At 70.1% G+C, this 16,546-nt stretch carries 20 protein-coding genes; 7 read left to right on the top strand and 13 right to left on the bottom strand.

Annotation, left to right across the window (positions count from 1 at the left end):
* Nucleotides 1-34: 34 nt before the first annotated feature.
* Both IFT88_RS14350 and IFT88_RS14355 read right to left on the bottom strand, forming a co-directional pair.
* On the bottom strand, nt 35-460 hold the full coding sequence (locus tag IFT88_RS14350; RefSeq protein ID WP_192121351.1) for a DUF4307 domain-containing protein: 426 nt from the start codon (nt 458-460) through the stop codon (nt 35-37).
* Between the two features lie 138 nt (nt 461-598).
* Complete coding sequence (locus IFT88_RS14355) at nt 599-769, bottom strand: hypothetical protein (protein ID WP_156155566.1); 171 nt, start codon at nt 767-769, stop codon at nt 599-601.
* Between the two features lie 345 nt (nt 770-1,114).
* On the opposite strand from IFT88_RS14355, the gene IFT88_RS14360 reads away from it, so the two are divergent.
* Nucleotides 1,115-1,915, top strand: a complete 801-nt coding sequence (locus IFT88_RS14360) for a GDSL-type esterase/lipase family protein (RefSeq protein ID WP_192121353.1) — start codon at nt 1,115-1,117, stop codon at nt 1,913-1,915.
* Here the strand turns inward: IFT88_RS14360 and IFT88_RS17705 are convergent.
* Nucleotides 1,912-2,730, bottom strand: a complete 819-nt coding sequence (locus tag IFT88_RS17705) for a septum formation family protein (RefSeq protein WP_052505298.1) — start codon at nt 2,728-2,730, stop codon at nt 1,912-1,914. The genes IFT88_RS14360 and IFT88_RS17705 overlap by 4 nt on opposite strands.
* Before the next feature lie 180 nt (nt 2,731-2,910).
* Here IFT88_RS17705 and IFT88_RS14370 point away from each other — a divergent pair, with 180 nt between their 5' ends.
* A complete protein-coding gene (locus IFT88_RS14370; protein ID WP_071257780.1) occupies nt 2,911-3,183 on the top strand; it encodes a hypothetical protein in 273 nt (90 codons plus the stop codon).
* Between the two features lie 36 nt (nt 3,184-3,219).
* The gene (locus IFT88_RS14375) at nt 3,220-3,648 is read left to right on the top strand and encodes a hypothetical protein (protein ID WP_192121355.1); all 429 of its coding nucleotides are present in this window, start codon (nt 3,220-3,222) and stop codon (nt 3,646-3,648) included.
* A gap of 63 nt (nt 3,649-3,711) precedes the next feature.
* Here IFT88_RS14375 and IFT88_RS14380 read toward each other — a convergent pair whose 3' ends face one another.
* The 6 genes from IFT88_RS14380 to IFT88_RS17715 form a co-directional block, all read right to left on the bottom strand.
* Complete coding sequence (locus IFT88_RS14380; protein WP_192121357.1) at nt 3,712-4,611, bottom strand: helix-turn-helix domain-containing protein; 900 nt, start codon at nt 4,609-4,611, stop codon at nt 3,712-3,714.
* 134 nt (nt 4,612-4,745) lie between these two features.
* Nucleotides 4,746-5,351: a potassium-transporting ATPase subunit KdpC gene (gene kdpC, locus IFT88_RS14385; protein WP_192121359.1), complete on the bottom strand. Its 606-nt coding sequence runs from the start codon at nt 5,349-5,351 to the stop codon at nt 4,746-4,748.
* A gap of 31 nt (nt 5,352-5,382) precedes the next feature.
* Nucleotides 5,383-7,536 (bottom strand): potassium-transporting ATPase subunit KdpB, encoded by a 2,154-nt coding sequence (gene kdpB / locus IFT88_RS14390; protein ID WP_192121361.1) that lies wholly within the window; start codon nt 7,534-7,536, stop codon nt 5,383-5,385.
* A 2-nt stretch (nt 7,537-7,538) separates the two neighbouring features.
* Nucleotides 7,539-9,212, bottom strand: coding sequence for a potassium-transporting ATPase subunit KdpA (kdpA, locus tag IFT88_RS14395; protein ID WP_192121363.1), 1,674 nt, complete (start codon nt 9,210-9,212; stop codon nt 7,539-7,541).
* Nucleotides 9,212-9,301: a K(+)-transporting ATPase subunit F gene (gene kdpF, locus IFT88_RS17710; protein ID WP_071257733.1), complete on the bottom strand. Its 90-nt coding sequence runs from the start codon at nt 9,299-9,301 to the stop codon at nt 9,212-9,214. Before kdpF ends, kdpA begins: the two co-directional genes overlap by 1 nt.
* Entirely contained in the window at nt 9,298-9,438 is a 141-nt protein-coding gene (locus IFT88_RS17715; protein ID WP_156155567.1) for a hypothetical protein, read from the bottom strand. Before IFT88_RS17715 ends, kdpF begins: the two co-directional genes overlap by 4 nt.
* A 193-nt stretch (nt 9,439-9,631) precedes the next feature.
* Between IFT88_RS17715 and IFT88_RS14410 the strand changes: the two genes are divergently transcribed.
* Nucleotides 9,632-10,603 carry an arsenic resistance protein gene (locus tag IFT88_RS14410; RefSeq protein WP_192121365.1) on the top strand — a complete coding sequence of 324 codons (972 nt, stop codon included), beginning with the start codon at nt 9,632-9,634 and terminating at the stop codon, nt 10,601-10,603.
* A gap of 19 nt (nt 10,604-10,622) precedes the next feature.
* On the opposite strand, the gene IFT88_RS14415 is transcribed toward IFT88_RS14410, so the two are convergent.
* The gene (locus IFT88_RS14415; RefSeq protein WP_342212166.1) at nt 10,623-11,444 is read right to left on the bottom strand and encodes an ornithine carbamoyltransferase; all 822 of its coding nucleotides are present in this window, start codon (nt 11,442-11,444) and stop codon (nt 10,623-10,625) included.
* Between the two features lie 402 nt (nt 11,445-11,846).
* Between IFT88_RS14415 and IFT88_RS14420 the strand changes: the two genes are divergently transcribed.
* Nucleotides 11,847-12,071 (top strand): hypothetical protein, encoded by a 225-nt coding sequence (locus IFT88_RS14420; RefSeq protein WP_156155568.1) that lies wholly within the window; start codon nt 11,847-11,849, stop codon nt 12,069-12,071.
* Nucleotides 12,072-12,181: 110 nt separating this feature from the next.
* On the opposite strand, the gene IFT88_RS14425 is transcribed toward IFT88_RS14420, so the two are convergent.
* The 3 genes from IFT88_RS14425 to IFT88_RS14435 form a co-directional block, all read right to left on the bottom strand.
* Nucleotides 12,182-12,754 (bottom strand): uridine kinase family protein, encoded by a 573-nt coding sequence (locus tag IFT88_RS14425; RefSeq protein WP_043595578.1) that lies wholly within the window; start codon nt 12,752-12,754, stop codon nt 12,182-12,184.
* Nucleotides 12,755-12,772: 18 nt separating this feature from the next.
* Complete coding sequence (locus tag IFT88_RS14430; RefSeq protein ID WP_192121367.1) at nt 12,773-13,213, bottom strand: hypothetical protein; 441 nt, start codon at nt 13,211-13,213, stop codon at nt 12,773-12,775.
* A gap of 669 nt (nt 13,214-13,882) precedes the next feature.
* Nucleotides 13,883-14,827: an AraC family transcriptional regulator gene (locus IFT88_RS14435; RefSeq protein ID WP_192121369.1), complete on the bottom strand. Its 945-nt coding sequence runs from the start codon at nt 14,825-14,827 to the stop codon at nt 13,883-13,885.
* 170 nt (nt 14,828-14,997) lie between these two features.
* On the opposite strand from IFT88_RS14435, the gene IFT88_RS14440 reads away from it, so the two are divergent.
* On the top strand, nt 14,998-15,354 hold the full coding sequence (locus tag IFT88_RS14440) for a putative quinol monooxygenase (protein ID WP_192121371.1): 357 nt from the start codon (nt 14,998-15,000) through the stop codon (nt 15,352-15,354).
* 470 nt (nt 15,355-15,824) lie between these two features.
* Nucleotides 15,825-16,526: a GH25 family lysozyme gene (locus IFT88_RS14445; protein ID WP_342212167.1), complete on the top strand. Its 702-nt coding sequence runs from the start codon at nt 15,825-15,827 to the stop codon at nt 16,524-16,526.
* Nucleotides 16,527-16,546 lie beyond the last annotated feature (20 nt).

A 16,546-nucleotide genomic window follows, 5' to 3' on the forward strand; every position in this document is an offset into this window, starting at 1 on the left:
GAGGCGCGGGTCGCGTCGTTCATGGAGGTGCCGGTCAGAGCACCCAGCAGCGGTAGGCCGAACCGGTCACGGCGCGCTCGCTCGTCACGAGCGAGGTCGTGTAGGTCTGGGTGAACGTGTCGACGGCGGGCAGGTCGACGACCTTCCACCCGACCACCGCGCGGTTCTCGTTCAGCGCCTGCACGGCGCAGGCGACGTCCGTGCCGCCCGCGACGTTGATCGTGTACTGCACCCGGACCGCGTCGTCACCCGCGACGGTGAACCCGTAGTGGCTCACCTCGAGCTCGGCCGAGTCGCCGTCGAAGGCGACGAGCACGACCCAGGCCGCGACCACGACGGCCACGGCGGCGCCCGCGACGAGGGCGATCAGTCGCGATCGACGGGTCCGGCCCGGCCGCCGACCGTACCGACTGTCGAGCCGTGAGGCCGGATCGGCGCGGGCCGGGTCGAGGGTCTGCATGGCGTCAAGGGTAGGAGGCGCCGGCTCGGAACCGCATGGACGTCGCGTCCCCGCGGGGTCAGGCCGCGTCGGCCTCGAAGAGCATCGACAGGTCGATGGGTTCGGTGGGGGCGAGCTCGACGTACGTCAGGTCGTCGTTCACAGGAAGAGCCCGTTGCTGAGGAAGAGGGCGGCGACGAGGCTGGCGCTCGCCCCGACGGCCGCCGTGGCGATGACGAACAGGGTCGCCTGGCGTTCGGTCTCGCGGACCTCGGAGAAGGGGCTGCTGCCCGTGTCGGTGCGGCGACGCGACGGCGTGAGGAGTGTCATGGTGTGTCCGTTCTCGGCAGCCCTGTGCTGCCTGCCCGTGGTGCTGGTCCTGAGTCGGCCGCGACTCGGTCGCGGCCCGCACCGCCCGTGAAGTCGGTACACACGAATGAAACCATGGGTTAGTTAGTCCATCTAGCTACTCGGCGAGGCTGTTCGCATTGCGGACAGTGCGTGCCTCCCGCAGCCCCTCGGTAGCCCCTCCCGGCCCGAAATCCAGCCAGTTCGCATCGACCCCTCCCCCAACGGGGGCCTGTCCTCCTTTGGGGGGACCGGCAGACTGTCCCGGGCCTCAGGACGAGGCCGACGGAGGCCGAGCCTCCTGCACTGCACGGATTGCGAACACACATGCCCCTGGTCGAGACCCCGACCCCCCGCCGACACGGCCGCCTGATCGCGGCGGTGGTCCGGGCCACCAAGCCTCTCTTCCACCTGCACCTCGCGCTCTACCGGCGCGAGGTGGCCCGGGCGCCCTACCCCCGCGACGCCCGCCGCATGACCGTCGACGGCCCGGACCCCGTGCACCTGCTCTTCGTCGGCAGCATCGCCGTCGAGGGTTTCGGCGTGCTCGCGCACGACCTGACCTGCGCCAGCCAGACCGCCCGCCTGGTCGGCTCGGCCCGGGGCCGCGGCGTCAGGTGGCGCGAGGTCTCGGCACCCGTGCTGACGGCCGCCGAGGCCGCCCGGGTCGAGCTGCCGGCCGGACGCGCCGACGCGGCCGTGGTGCTGCTCGGCATCTGCGACGTCCTGCTCGCCACGAGCGGCTCGTCGTGGGAGGCCTCGCTCCGTCGCCTCGCCGTCCGGGTGCGCGAGACGGCCGGCCCGGACTGCCGCATCGTCTACGTCGGCATCCCGCCGATGGCGGAGTTCCGACCGATCCCGCCGATCGCGAAGCGTCTGCTGACGCGGCAGATCGAGCGGCTCAACGCCCTGACGGCCCGGGTCGCCCTCACCACGCCCGGCGCCTCGTGGGTGCCGTTCCCCGAGTGGCGCTCGGAGGGGCTGTACCACCAGGAGCTGCTGTCGTGGGGCACCATGCACCGGCGGTGGGGGCAGGCGATCGCGCCGACCGTGGTGACGTCGCTGGTCGGCGCCGAAGCCGCCGACACGCCCTGCGAGAGCGGCGCCGGGCCCGGCGTCCCGGCCTAGACGCCCGAGTCCGCCAGGCTGCCGACGCGGGTCGTGCCGTAGGTGTACGCGTAGCAGACGACCGAGCGCTCGCCGTCGTCCCACCCCTTCTCGGTCGGGGCGAGCACGCCGTAGTCGGCGAGGGACTCGTCGTACGAGGCCCCGACGTAGTCGCCGAAGGCCGCGTCGCAGAGGGCGGCCGCCTCGTCGAGGACCTCGTAGCCGCCGGGGAACGCGCCGCCGTCCAGCTCGTCCACCAGGTAGGCCTCCTCGTCGTGGGCCTCGTCGCAGGAGGCCGTCTCGACGTCGCCCGTGCCCTCGCGGCCGAGGTCGCCGACGGTGAAGCAGGTGCCGACGTCGAGGCCGTCCACGCTCGTCACCCCCGAGAAGTCGAGGGGGTAGAGGTAGTCGCCGTAGACCGCGTCCGAGCCGAAGTACGTGGTGGGGTCCTCGTCGGCGTACGACGAGCCGTCGTCGTAGCCGTAGCCCGCCGACCCGCCGGCGAGCGACATCCCGCCGAGCAGGCCGGCCCCGCCGCCGACGATCAGGGCGACGACGGCCGCGCCGACGATCGCGAGGACCCACGGAGTCTTCGAGGGCTGCACCGGCAAGGCGGGGAGGAAGGCAGGAGGCGCGGCGTAGGGGTCCTGCGTCGGCCACGGCTGCCAGGGCGCCTGGGCCTGGGGCTGCGACTGGGACGGCCAACCGGACGGCTGCTGCTCGGGCTGCGGCCAGCCCTGCGACTGCGGCTGCTGCCCGGGCTGCGGCTCGGGCTGCTGCCACCCCTGCGGTCGGGGCTGCTGGTCGGGCACGCCCGGCTCGATCGGTGTGCTCACGGTCGTTCCCCTTCGTCGACCGGGCCGTCGGATCACCGGGTCACGCCGGATCATATCCAGCGCCGGGCATCCCGCTCGACCCCCTGTCCGGGAAGACGACCGTGATCTGGTTGCCCGCCCTCTCGGCCTGACCTACACTCGATCCGTTCGAACACACGTTCGAACGTGCAGGAGGACGACATGAGCACCCAGACCACCCACGAGCCCGTCGCGCTGTGGTTCGAGCGCGACCTGCCGGCGCGGCTGGTCTGGTCGTGCCGACGGTGGCGGGTGAGCGACACCCCGACCGAGCTGCGGGTCGAGCCGGCGGTCACGCCCGCCTTCATCACGCACCCGCCCCGGCGCTTCGTCGGCTGGCGCTTCCAGGCCACCGACGACGACGGCACCACCCACATGTTCGAGGTCGTCCTCGGCACCGACGGCGGCTGGGTGCTCGGCCGCGTCTACGACTGAGCCGGGACGACGACGAGCGACTGCGAGGATGACGTCATGACGGACCCCCTGCTCGAACGCATCGAGCGCTACATGGCCAGGTCACCGGTGAGCGAGTCGTCTCACCTCACCGCCTGGGCCCGGACGCTCGCCCTCGGCGAGCTGGTCCGCGTCCTGAGGACGGACGAGCCCACCGACGTCGGAGTGCAGACCCTCGAGTCGCAGCTGCGGCTCGCAGCGACGATCACACGGGACTGCGGCGGGGGCCTCGAGGTCGCGGCCTCGCACCACGATCGCCTCGCAGCCGATCTCACCGCCGTGCGACCGGATGCGGACCCGTACTCTCCCGTCCGCAACGCCGCCCGCGCCCATCGCATGGCGGCGGCCATCTGCCGTGGTGATCACTCGGACCTGCGCCGCTTCGCCTCCCACCCGAGGCACGGGACCGACTACACCGCGGCGCTCCGGTTGCCGCCGGCCGAGTGACGGCCGGTCGTCGATCTGCCGGTAGGCGTCGGAGCGCATCGCTGCCCTGTCGAACGGCCTCGTTCAGGACGTCGGCGCCGCCGGCGCCCCGAGCTGCAGCGTCAGCTCCATGCACCGCAGCTGGGCCGGGGAGAACTCGTAGGGCATGCTCCTGATGACATCCGCGGCGCTCCTGGCCTGGGTGGCCACGGCCGGGTCGGGACCGTTCTCCGCGTCGGCGCCTGCGATCGGATGGGACTCGTCCCAGGTGTCGAAGATCGCGTCGTCCTCCTCGAGCTGACCGGACTCCTCGATGACGCGCATGAGCTCGGTCTCGAAGGCATGCCGCTCGGCGGCGACCTGCGCCACCCGGGGATCGTCGACGGCGACCGTGTCGTCGAGCGTCTCCTCGGCGGCGTCGACGCGGTCGGACTCGGCCCGCAGCTCGGGGTGGAGGGCCAGGACGAGGAAGCGGCTCGCCTGCAGGACGGCGCCGAGCGGACCGAAGATGCGCTCGGTGACCAGGAGGGTGTCCAGGTCGTCCTGACGCAGCGAGCCCCCGGGTGCGGCCTCGAGGCGGCCGGAGACGATGTCGTCGAGCAGTCCCAGGCGGCTGCCGAGGGTCCGCATGCGCTGCACCGAGGCACGCTTCCTCCGCAGCTCGGCCTCCTGCGCGGCAAGGGTGTCGTCCAGGCGCGCGAGGACGTCGGCGACCTCGTCCTCGTCGCCGGCACCACCCGGTGCGGTGTCGGTGAACGCGTCGCGGATGTCGTCGAGGGCGATCCCGGCGTCGGCCATGCGTCGGATCCAGAGCAGCCGGATGATCTCCGCGTAGCCGTAGCGGCGGCGGCCGTCGCCGCCTCGCTCACGCTCCGGGAGCAGGCCGACCTGGTGGTAGTGCCGGATCGCCCGCGGAGTGGTGCCGACGAACGCCGCGGCGTCGCCGATCAGGACCTGACGGGGCGGGGTCGGGAACGGATGCATGGCGGACCTCTCGAGGCGGGACGGGGCAGGCGGTACGTCGAGCAGACCACATGACGTAGCGGCAGGTGCAACCCGGTCGAGGCTGAGTCGGGACCACTTCGAGCCTCTTCCGGAGCCGCCCCCGTCTCACGGTCTCAGCGTCCCGTCTCGGCCAGGGCCGCGTTGAGCTCGAGCACGTTCACGGTGGGCTCGCCCAGGTAGCCGAGGTCCCGGCCCTGGGTGTGCTCCTCCACGAGCGCCTCGACGTCCGCGACCGGCAGGTCGCGCGCCGCGGCGACCCGCTCGACCTGGATGCGCGCGTACTCGGGGCTGATGTGCGGGTCGAGCCCGGACGCGGAGGCGGTGAGCGCGTCGACGGGGACGTCCTCCGGGGCGACGCCGTCGCTCTCGGCGATCGCCGCCCGTCGCTCCTCGACGGCGGCGACGAGGTCCGCGTTCTCGGGCCCGTGGTTGCTGCCGCTCGAGGCGGAGGCGTCGTAGCCGTCACCGGCGGCGGAGGGCCGCGACTGGAACCACTCGGGCAGGGCGACACCGTCGGCGTCGGTGAACGACTGCCCGATGAGTGACGAGCCGACGGTCTCACCGTCGACGCGGACGGCGGAACCGTCCGCCTTGCCGCCGAGGACGAGTTGGCCGACCCCGGTGACGACGGCCGTGTAGGCCACGCCGAGGACGACGGTGAAGACGAGCATCGCGCGGAGGGCGACACCGTACTGGCGGAGCAGGGTGCGGGTGTTCATGGTCTCTCTCTCGTTCGTCGTCTGCGTCGGCTCAGAAGCCGGGGAGCAGGCTGACGATCAGGTCGATGATCTTGATGCCGACGAACGGGGCGACGACGCCGCCGAGTCCGTAGACGAGGAGGTTGCGCGACAGGATCGACGACGCCGACGCGGCGCGGTACTTCACACCCCGCAGGGCGAGCGGGATGAGCACGACGATCACGAGGGCGTTGAAGACGATCGCCGAGAGGATCGCCGAGGCCGGCGAGGACAGCTGCATGACGTTCAGCAGCCCGAGCCCCGGGAACACGCCGGCGAACATGGCCGGGATGATCGCGAAGTACTTCGCGATGTCGTTGGCGATCGAGAACGTCGTGAGCGCGCCACGGGTGATGAGCAGCTGCTTGCCGATGCGGACGATGTCGATCAGCTTCGTCGGGTCGCTGTCGAGGTCGACCATGTTGCCGGCCTCCTTCGCGGCCGAGGTGCCGGTGTTCATCGCGACACCGACGTCGGCCTGTGCCAACGCGGGGGCGTCGTTGGTGCCGTCGCCGGTCATCGCGACGAGCGCGCCTCCTTCTTGCTCCCTTCGGATGAGGGCGAGCTTGTCCTCGGGCGTGGCCTCGGCGAGGTAGTCGTCGACGCCGGCCTCGGCCGCGATCGCCTTGGCGGTGAGGGGGTTGTCGCCGGTGATCATGACCGTGCGGATGCCCATGCTGCGCAGTTCGGCGAAGCGTTCGCGCAGGCCGGTCTTGACGACGTCCTTGAGGTACACGACGCCGAGGACGCGAGCGTCCGAGGCCGCGGTCTTGATCGCGACGACCAGTGGGGTGCCTCCGGCGTTCGAGATCTCGTCGATGCGGGTCTGCAGTTCGTCGTGCTCGGTGCCGGCGAGACGGCGGCCTTCCTCGACCCAGGCGATGACGGAGGCGCCGGCACCCTTGCGGATCTGCGTGCCGTCGGGCAGGTCGAGGCCGGACATGCGGGTCTGGGCGGTGAAGGGCACGATCTCGCCCGGTCGACCGTCGGCGTCGTGCCACCCCGTCGTCAGGGCGAGGTCGACGATCGACTTGCCCTCGGGGGTCGGGTCGCTGAGCGACGACCGGGCGGCGGCATCGACGAGTTCGGCCCGGGCGATGCCGTCGAGCGGCGTGAACTCGGCCGCCTGCCGGTTGCCGTAGGTGATGGTGCCGGTCTTGTCGAGCAGCAGCGTGGTGACGTCACCGGCGGCCTCGACCGCGCGGCCCGACATGGCGAGCACGTTGCGCTGCACCAGGCGGTCCATGCCCGCGATGCCGATGGCGCTGAGGAGCGCACCGATCGTCGTGGGGATGAGGCAGACCAGCAGGGCGATGAGCACGGGGATGCTCACCGACGCGTCGCTGTAGGCCGCGATGGGGTTCAGCGTCAGGGTCACGACGACGAAGACGATCGACAGGCTCGCGAGCAGGATGTTCAGCGCGATCTCGTTCGGGGTCTTCTGACGCGAGGCGCCCTCGACGAGGCGTATCATGCGGTCGACGAAGGTCTCGCCGGGCTTGCTCGTGATGCGCACGACGACGCGGTCGGAGAGCACGCGGGTGCCGCCGGTCACGGCGCTGCGGTCGCCGCCCGACTCGCGGATCACCGGGGCGGACTCGCCCGTGATGGCCGACTCGTCGACGCTCGCGATGCCCCAGACGATGTCGCCGTCACCCGGGATCAGCTCGCCGGCGGTCACGACGACCGTGTCGCCGAGCGTCAGGTCAGCTGAGGACACGGACTCCGAGGAGGCGCGCTCGGCACCGGCGTCGGACGTCGCGTCGTACGAGACCACGCGCTGGGCGGTGGTGCTGGTGCGGGTCGCCTTGAGGGTCTCGGCCTGTGCCTTGCCGCGGCCCTCGGCGACGGACTCGGCGAGGTTGGCGAAGACGACGGTGAGCCAGAGCCAGACGGCGATGGCCCAGGTGAACGAGCCGGGGACGGGCGAGCCGCCCGAGGTCTCGGGACCGGTGAAGAGGCCGGCGATCGCGAGGATCGTCGTGTAAGCGGCACCGACCTCGACGATGAACATGACGGGGTTGTGCCACATCTCGCGCGGGTCGAGTTTGCGGAGCGCGCCGGGCAGGGCCGCGACGAGCGGGGCGGCGCCGAACGCGCCTCCTCGGTTCGTCGGGGCGTGCTCGCCTTCGTGGTCGGTGGTGGGTGTGTCGGTGGTGATGGACATGGTCACTTCAGCCCTTCGGCGAGCGGTCCCAGTGCGAGGACGGGGAAGTAGGTCAGCGCGGTGATGATCACCGAGACGCCGGTGAGGAGGCCCACGAACTGCGGGCGGTGGGTGGGCAGGGTCCCGGCGGTGGCGGGGACCTTGTCCTGAGCGGCGAAGGAGCCGGCGAGGGCGAGCACGAGGACGATCGGGAGGAACCGCCCGAGCAGCATCGCGACACCGAGGGTGGTGTTGAACCAGGGCGTGTTCGCCGTGAGGCCGGCGAAGGCGGAGCCGTTGTTGTTCGCGGCGGAGGTGAAGGCGTAGAGCACCTCGCTGAAGCCGTGCAGGCCCGGGTTCCAGATCGACGTGCCCTCGACGTCGGCACGCACCGCGGGGATCGCGAAGCTCAGCGCCGTGAAGGCGAGCACGATGGTCGGCGTGACCAGGATGTAGAGGCTGGCGAGCTTGATCTCGCGCGGCCCGATCTTCTTGCCGAGGTACTCCGGGGTGCGGCCGACGAGCAGGCCGGCGATGAACACCGTGATCACGGCGAGGACGAGCATGCCGTAGAGACCCGAGCCCACACCGCCGGGGGCGATCTCGCCGAGCATCATGTTGATCATCGGCATCATGCCGCCGAGGGCGGTGTACGAGTCGTGCATCGAGTTCACCGCACCCGTCGACGTCAGGGTCGAGGTGGAACCGAACAGGGTCGATCCCCAGATGCCGAACCGCGCCTCCTTGCCTTCCATCGCGCCTCCGGCGAGCTGGGTGGCGGTGCCGGCACCGCGGAGCTCGAACCAGGTCATGGCGGTCAGCGAGACGGCGAAGATCGTCGTCATGACGGCGGCGATCGCGACGCCCTGCTTCGTCGAGCCGACCATGCGGCCGAAGGTGCGCGGCAGGGAGAACGGGATGACGAGCATCATGAGGATCTCGAACAGGCTCGTCCACGGCGTGGGGTTCTCGAAGGGGTGGGAGCTGTTGGCGTTGAAGAAACCGCCACCGTTGGTGCCGAGCATCTTGATCGCCTCCTGCGAGGCGACGGGCCCGCCGGGGATCGTCGCGGTCCCTCCGGTGAGGGTCGTGACGTCGGTGAACCCGGCGACGTTCTGGACGACCCCACCCGCGACGAGCACGAGGGCCGCGACGACGGCCAGGGGGAGCAGCAGGCGGACGAGCGTGCGGGTCAGGTCGACCCAGAAGTTGCCCAGCGTGCCGCTCTTCGCGCGGGCGAGCCCGCGGATGACGGCCACGGCGACCACGATCCCGACGGCCGCGGAGACGAAGTTCTGGACGGCGAGTCCGCCGAGCTGCACCGCGTACCCGAGGGTCACGTCGGGCGAGTACGACTGCCAGTTGGTGTTCGTGACGAAGGAGGCCGCGGTGTTGAACGACAGGCCCTCGGGGACGGCGGGGAAGCCGAGCGAGTAGGGCAGGAACGCCTGGAGGCGTTGGATCGCGTAGACGAACAGCACGCCGACGACGGAGAAGCTGAGGACCCCGCGCAGGTAGGCGGGCCAGGTCTGTTCCGCCGCGGAGTCGACGCCGATGAGGCGGTAGAAGCCACGCTCGACGCGGGCGTCCTTCGCCGTCGTGAAGATCCGCGCCATGTAGTCACCCAGGGGGCGGTACACGACGACGAGGACGACGACGACCGTGAGGATCTGGAGGATGCCGAACAGCGCGTCCATCAGAAGCGCTCGGGCTTCACGAGGGCGTACACGAGGTACGCCAGGGCGGCCACGGCGAGGACGGCGGCTCCGATGCTGAAGACGATCACAGCTTCTCGACCCCCTTCGCGACGAGGGACACCACTGCGAACACAGCGATGACGGCGAGCACGTACACGATGTCGAGCACTACGACTCCAAGGAGGACGATCGACGGGCCGGACGGCCCGGTGCCCGTCGTGGGCACAGCGAGTCAGTAGACACCTCGCCGCAGCGCCGATCGCGGGCCCTTACGACTTCCCTACGCCGATCGGCGTCTTCCTCACGGACACCACACGCCCACCGGGGCACCGTGACCACGGAGCGACGGGATCAACCCGACCGTCGAGCGGCTGGAGGCTCTACTGTCGCTGGGTGCCTTCCTCTTCCCCGCGGGTCCGATGGTGACCGCCGCCGAGTCCTGGCTCGAACGTCGGCAGATCGGCCTCTACCTGGTGGCGATCGCGGCTGCCGGCGTGATCGGCCTCACCGTGCCGGGAGCGCACCACCTCGAGGGAGCGATCGAGCCCGTCCTCGGGCTGCTGTTGTTCGCGACGTTTCTCGGCGTGCCGTTCGCCGCGATCGGGCGGTCCCTCCGAGACGGACGGTTCCTCGCCGCGGTCGGAGTGCTGAACTTCGTCGTCGTCCCGCTCGTCGTGTTCGGGCTGTCGCGGTTCGTCGCGGACGAGCCGGCCCTGCTGTTCGGGGTGCTGCTGGTGCTGCTGACCCCGTGCATCGACTACGTGATCGTGTTCGCCGGCCTCGCCGGCGGTGCGTCGGAACGACTCCTCGCCGCAGCGCCGCTGCTCATGCTGGCGCAGATCCTCCTCCTGCCGCTCTACCTGCTGCTGTTCATCGGCACCGAGGGTGTGGCCGTGGTCGAGGTCGGGCCCTTCGCCCGAGCGTTCCTGCTGCTCATCGTCGTCCCTCTCGCCGCGGCCGGACTCGTGCAGGCCCTCGGCCGGCGACACCGCGCCGGTGCCCTGGTGGAGCGCACGATGCTGGGCCTCATGGTCCCGTTGATGATGGCGACGCTGTTCACGGTCGTGGCCTCGCAGGCCGGGGCCGTCGGAGAGTCCCTGGCGCAGCTTCTCGTGCTGGTGCCGCTCTACGCCGGATTCCTCGTCGTCATGGCGGCACTCGGCCTCGGCGTCGGCCGCGTCGCCCGGTTGGACGTTCCGGCCACGCGGGCTCTGATGTTCAGCGGAGCCACGCGCAACTCGCTCGTGGTCCTGCCGCTGGCGCTGGCCTTGCCGGCGTCGCTCTCGCTCGCGCCGGTCGTCGTCGTGACCCAGACCCTCGTCGAACTCGTCGGCATGATCGTCTTCGTCTGGGTCGTCCCACGCCTCGTCCGTGGTCAGCCGGTGGAGTAGCCGGCTTCGAGGTCCTGGGTCATCCCAGATCAAGGCAGAACGCCATGACCGCTTGCTGGACCGGCAGGAGGGATGCCTTGAAGGCGTGGCCGACGAAGGCGGGGTGCGCGATGGCGTCGGCACTCACCTCGACGCCGCGGAGGAACGGTGGACACGGGTTCAGCCGTGCGCCCGTCGGCGCCGTGTCGAGCAGAGCCGAGGTGATGCGGTACGGCGCGAGGAGTTCCTCGTGCTCGCCCGGGCCGTCCGTGAGGATCACGTCGGCGGATCGGATCGCCGTCTCGAGGTCGTCGGTCCATCGGGCGCCGGGACTCCGGAGCCCCGCGGGGCAACACTGGACGAGATCGAGCTGCAGTGCACGGGCCGCCTCCTGCCAGGCGCCCGCGATGTTGCCGTCGGCCCCGACGAACAGGAACCGCAGGGACCCCAGCTCGCTCTGCTGCCGGAGGGACCAGAGGTCGGAGAGCACCTCGCACGGGTGGTTCCGGTCGGTCATCGCATTGACGACCGGGACCGTGTCCGCTGCAGCCAGCCCCTCCAGGACGGCGAGATCCCCGTGTCGGGCGACGATGATGTCGGCCCAGGCGCCGAGGTACTCGGCCACGTCCTCGAGGGCCTCGGACTTGTCGAGCGTCGTGTCCGGGAGCACGACCGGCTGGAGCCCCATCAGGGCGGCACCGCGTTCGAACGTCACCCGGGTGCGCAGGCTGGCCGGCGGGAAGAACATGACGGCACAGCCCGCTGTCACCGGGCCGCATCCGTCGCGGAAGGCGTCGGCGAGCGCGAACACCCGCTCGATGTCGGAGGGGGCCAGGTCGTCGAGTCTGATCAGGGAAGGCACCCTGCCACCGTAGAAGACGAGCGGGACCGTTCGGGCAGGCCACTCACGAGTGCCGCGAGCTACCGCCGGTCGGCCCGCTGGGTATCCCTTGCCGGGCGGACGCGGGTTGCGAACCAACGGTGCGGTCGCTGACTTCGGTCATGCCACGGGAAGCCACGCGGGAGGCGATCGAGCGGACGGAGGCGGACGGGTTCAGGCCGGTGCTCGGCCCGGGGAGCATCACCACGATGATCCACGTCGTTCACCGAGTCGGTCGGCCTGAGCGCTCTCGCGTCAGCCTCGGCGAACCACCCGCGTTCTTCGAACATGACGACCTCCGTCGGTTGCGAGAAGCATCCCAGTGGGATGGGTCGCGGTCAACGACGCTCATCGAGACGCTGACGCAGGCAGTAGGTTCGCCATGTGGTGGACAACTTTCGACGAGCGCTGCACCAGAGGTGGTTCCAAGGCGCCCTGTGCGTCTGGGCCCTCGTGGGCCTCGTCGCTCTCGGCGCTCCAGTGCTCGACTACTCGTCGACGTGGGTGAGCATGGCACTCGGCGCGGGAGGCATCGCCAGCTCCCTCTTCGTGTTCCGCGGCCTGTGGATCAATTCGGCACCTTCTCGGAGCATGAAGAGCGACGACTGACCGTCACGCCGCCGGAACTTCCTCCCACGCGACGGAGCACCCTGGTGTTCGCCCCCAGGGCTCGTCGTCCTCGCGGCGGCACGGACCACGTCTTTCTTGGCACTGGTCCATCAGGGCGATGAATACAGCACGTCTGCGCGCTCTCGCGGCCTGAACTGGTCGGCGAAATCGCGTTCGTTCGGGCCCCAGACCTCGGCCCACAGCTTTTCGTGGCTCCGTCCGAGTTCCCTGTCGCGGGCCATGCCACGCCGAACAGCGACGTCGAGCTCGACGTCGCACCAAATCGTCACGTCGAGAGCGGGCATGGCCTCAGGGTGGAAGAGGCCGATCAGATCGACGACGAGGACAGGGGCAAGAGGAAGGGGCTCCAGGGCACCGAGTGCCCCGGCCGACCAGTCGTACCGTCGGAACTCGCCCTCTCGCCCGCCACGGAACGGGGACAGGACGCTCGAGACGAGACGTGACCGGTCCACCCCGTCCCAGTCCGCGGAGCGAAGGTGGGAGCGCTCGGGATCGAGGAAATCGTCACCACGCATCCTCACCGACCCCGGCAGAGCTGCGACCATGCTGTGCGCGAGTGTGGATTTCCCCGAGCCGCAGAAGCCGGAGATGCCCACCACGATGGGATGGCCGGCCGATCGAGACCGCAGCGCGATGTGCTCGACCACCTCGCTCTGGTCCATGCAACGACCCCCCATCAGCTACTTCGTCTCAGGCGAGACGGGCACATCCGTCCGTGGAGGGAGGGGCGGCCGGCGACGAAGCTCATCGAGCATCACGGTCGCCTTCGCCGACCCTCTCCAGGAATCGACCGTCGACCAGATCATGGCGACGACGAAGAACACCGTGAAGAGCCACCAGACGGGCCCCTCGGAGAGGGCCAACCAAGCAGTCAGCGCCGCGAAGGCGACGAACGTGACGGGCCCGAACCACCTATTCAACCGGTACTGACGCTCCCACTTCTCGAAGGTCGGAACCCACCTGCTGGGCTCGACCCCGGGAGGGATGCTGCCGGCCTTGAAGGCTGCCCGCATCTCGGCCAGGTCGGTGACTCCGCCGGCGAGACGCCTTGCTCGAGCGATCATGAAACCGAAGACCGCGGTCATCGCTCCCGCGTAGAAGACCGTCCCGATCAGTCGCACGAGAACAGGCTGGTCATCGGGCATCACGATCACACCGATCCCGAACCACAAGGCTCCTGTGACCACGAACAAGACCACGAGAAGAGCCGGCAAAGGCAGAGTACGGAAACGCGCCATCATGAAACTCCCTCGGTCGTCCTGCAAGCATCCCCGGCAGGCCGGCCCGAGCCAAATCAGCCGAAGCGAAACCCCTCTCGTCCTCGGCGTCGGCCCGTGCTCGGCCTCGTCGTCGCAGCCGAGGAGGCGCGGGCCCGGACACCAGGACGGCTCGCCTCGGACGTGCGCGCGCTGACCGAGCCCGCTGGACGATCTTTCGTCAGACGATGAATCGAAGCCAGGAGTCGGCCGGCAACTCCTGTCGAAAGCGGCCACGTTCGTCGGGAAGCGTGCCGGTGAAGGCGGACATTTCGTGGCGGAACATCGTCCAGAGCTGTTCGAGCTCGGGGCGATGCCGATGCCCCACAGGCCGGCCGTGTTCGTCACGTCAGACCCTTTGCCCCACGTGATGGCGAAGACGACGGCTCCTGCCGCGGCGGCGACGACGGTCACAACGGCCGGAATGGGCACGGCAGCTCGATGGCCTGCTCTCCACGCCGCGCGTGAGCTTCTCTGGGGCACAAGGCTCTGCTCGAGTCGAGCGCGCCGGTCACCTCGAGCAGAACCAGCCCGTCATCCGTCGCGGTCGCTCTCAGAGCCCCCGACGCGCGAGGCTGTCCGGTACCGCCCCGGTGGGAGAGAGCGTTCGCGGCTGAATGCTCGACTGAACGCGTAAACGGACGTGTAGCCGACGTCGGCGGCGATCTCGTCGAGCGTGTCCTCGGTGTCCCGGAGGCGATGTGCGGCGAGGTCCATCCGCCAGCGGGTCAGGTACGCGCCGGGCGTGGTCCCGGCGAAGGTCGCGAAGCGGCGGACGAGAGTCTGCTTGGACGTCGCGACCTCGCGCGCGAGGGCCTCCGTCGTCCACGGGCGCCCCGGGGCCTCGTGGATCAGCGTCACGGCGCGCAGGAGGAGCGGGTCGCGGAGGACGCCCCACCACGATGCGTCGACGGGCGGGGCGGAGGCCAGCCAGGTGCGGAGGACCTCGATCAGCAGCACGTCGACCAGACGGTCCAGGAGGAGGTCCGTGGCGAGACCCGGGCGGGCGATCTCCCTGCCCAGGAGCCGGACGACATCGGTCAGTGTGGCCTCGAGTTGCGGGGCACCCAGGTGGACCACCGGCGGGAGGAGCGCGAAGACTGGTGTGCTCCCGGCCGGGTCGTGGGAGTAGGAGGCGCCGAGCACCTGGGTCTGCACGTCACCGTTCCCCAGGCGCAGTTCGCCGCCCTCGCGGCGGGCGTCGGCGGCGGCGACCACGTCGCACGAGTGGATGTCGGCTCCGGGCTCGCTCGAGAGGGAGTGCGCCGCGCCCGTGGCGAGGATCACGACGTCGCCGGTCATCAGCAGGCGTGGGGCCTCCCCGTCGAGGGTCAGCCAGGCGATGCCGGCGGTGACCGCGTAGACGACGGCGTCGCGGTCACGGAGCCACTCGACGCCCCAGTCGCCGCCCGCCGCGATCCGCGCACCGGCGCTCCCCCGCACCCCGGACACGTCGAGCACTTCGGAGAGAACGTCCATCCCGTCACCCTACGGCTGGTCGTGCGAGGAACCCACGACCGGAGCGCAGTTGATCCTTTCGGACATCATCGTGGACCCTCCGCGCATTGAGCGCACCGCCAGCCGCTCCTAGCGTGAATGCCATCCCCGAGCGCATGCCGGGGCGAGAAGACACGAGAGAAGAAGTCACCATGAGCACCACTGAAGACACCGTCCCCGACGGCCTGATGCCCGCCGACGTCCTGGCCTCGACCACTCCGGTCGCCGTCTACGGCTTCGCCCGCGCGAAGGTCGGCAAGGAGCGTGAGCTCGAGGAGGCGATCCGGGCGATCATCCCGGCGGTCCGAGCCGAGCAGGGCTACGAGCAGTACGCAGTCCACACCACTGAGGAGGCGCCGGGCGCGTTCGCGTTCTACGAGCGCTGGTCATCCGGCAAGGACATCGCCCGCCACGTTCAGCAGCCCCACATGCAGGACTACTTCGGCAAGCTCGGCGACCTGGTCGAAGGCGACCTCGAAGCCGAGTGGCTCCGACCCCTGAGCGACTGACCCGGCGAGTCCGCACCGCGAGTCGCCCCCGCCGACTCGCGGCGCTGGGCATCCGGAGCGATTGTCCACCCGTTCTTCAGCCAGAGGCGCTCGAGAGTAGCGAAAACCGGATCATGATCAGTCATCGGGCAGACCGTGGAACTCTTCTACCGTGGACAAGAAGACAACCCGGAAGCCAGTAGCGGCCGCTCTCAGAGCGGGAAGAGTTCACACGCGATCATCTCACGACTGATCGACCGGCACATCAGCCCGAAGTAGTGATCGCGCGCGCAGCAGCGGAGCCGCAGAAGACCATCGTCTAGCGGGGCTGGTGGCAGATCGGTGAATGTGCTCGTTCGCACGGCCCCTTAGCCTTTCGTCCCATGGGGCCTGAGGCGAACGAACATGACGAGGACAGAGACGACGCCTCGGCCCGAACAGGCGCGGTTCCTCGAGGACGGCGGCGGCGCCGCATCGTCCTTTCGGCCGCCGTGGTCGCCCTCGCATCGCTCGCCGTCGCCGCGTTGCTCTTCACGGGAACGCTCTGGCCCACCCGCACGGCGGCCCTCAGGTACCCGGTGCAGGGCGTCGACGTATCCGCCTACCAGGGCACGATCGACTGGGGCGTCCTGGCGGAGGAGGACATCGACTTCGCGTGGATCAAGGCGACGGAAGGCTCGAGCTACCGAGATCCCCGGTTCGAGGACAACTGGGCCGACGCACACGACACCGACCTATTCGTCGGCGCATACCACTTCCTCAGTGTCGACAGCCCGGGAACGGACCAAGCAGCCAACGTCATCGCCACCGTCTCCCGGAACAGGGGCGACCTGCCCGTCGTGGTCGACGTCGAGTGCTACGCCGAGTACTGCGATGCCCCTCCCTCGGCAGCCACGGTCCGGGAGGTGCTGGACCCGCTCCTCCTCGCGATCGAACAGCATTACGGCCGACCAGCTGTGCTCTACGCGACCCGCGACTGGTACGAGCGATACCTCGCCGGGAGCTACCCCGCCAACCCCATCTGGTTCCGCTCGGTCGCCACCTCCCCGCGTCTCACCGATGATCGCGACTGGACTTTCTGGCAGTGGTCCGCGCGCGAGCAGCTCGACGGGTACGACGGCGACGAAGAGTTCATCGACATGAACGCCTTTCGAGGCACCCGAGAAGACCTGGAGTCGTTGCTGCTGCCTTGATGCCCCGCCGTCGCGGCCGC

Source organism: Frigoribacterium sp. CFBP 8751, assembly GCF_014841545.1.
Taxonomy (GTDB): domain Bacteria; phylum Actinomycetota; class Actinomycetes; order Actinomycetales; family Microbacteriaceae; genus Frigoribacterium.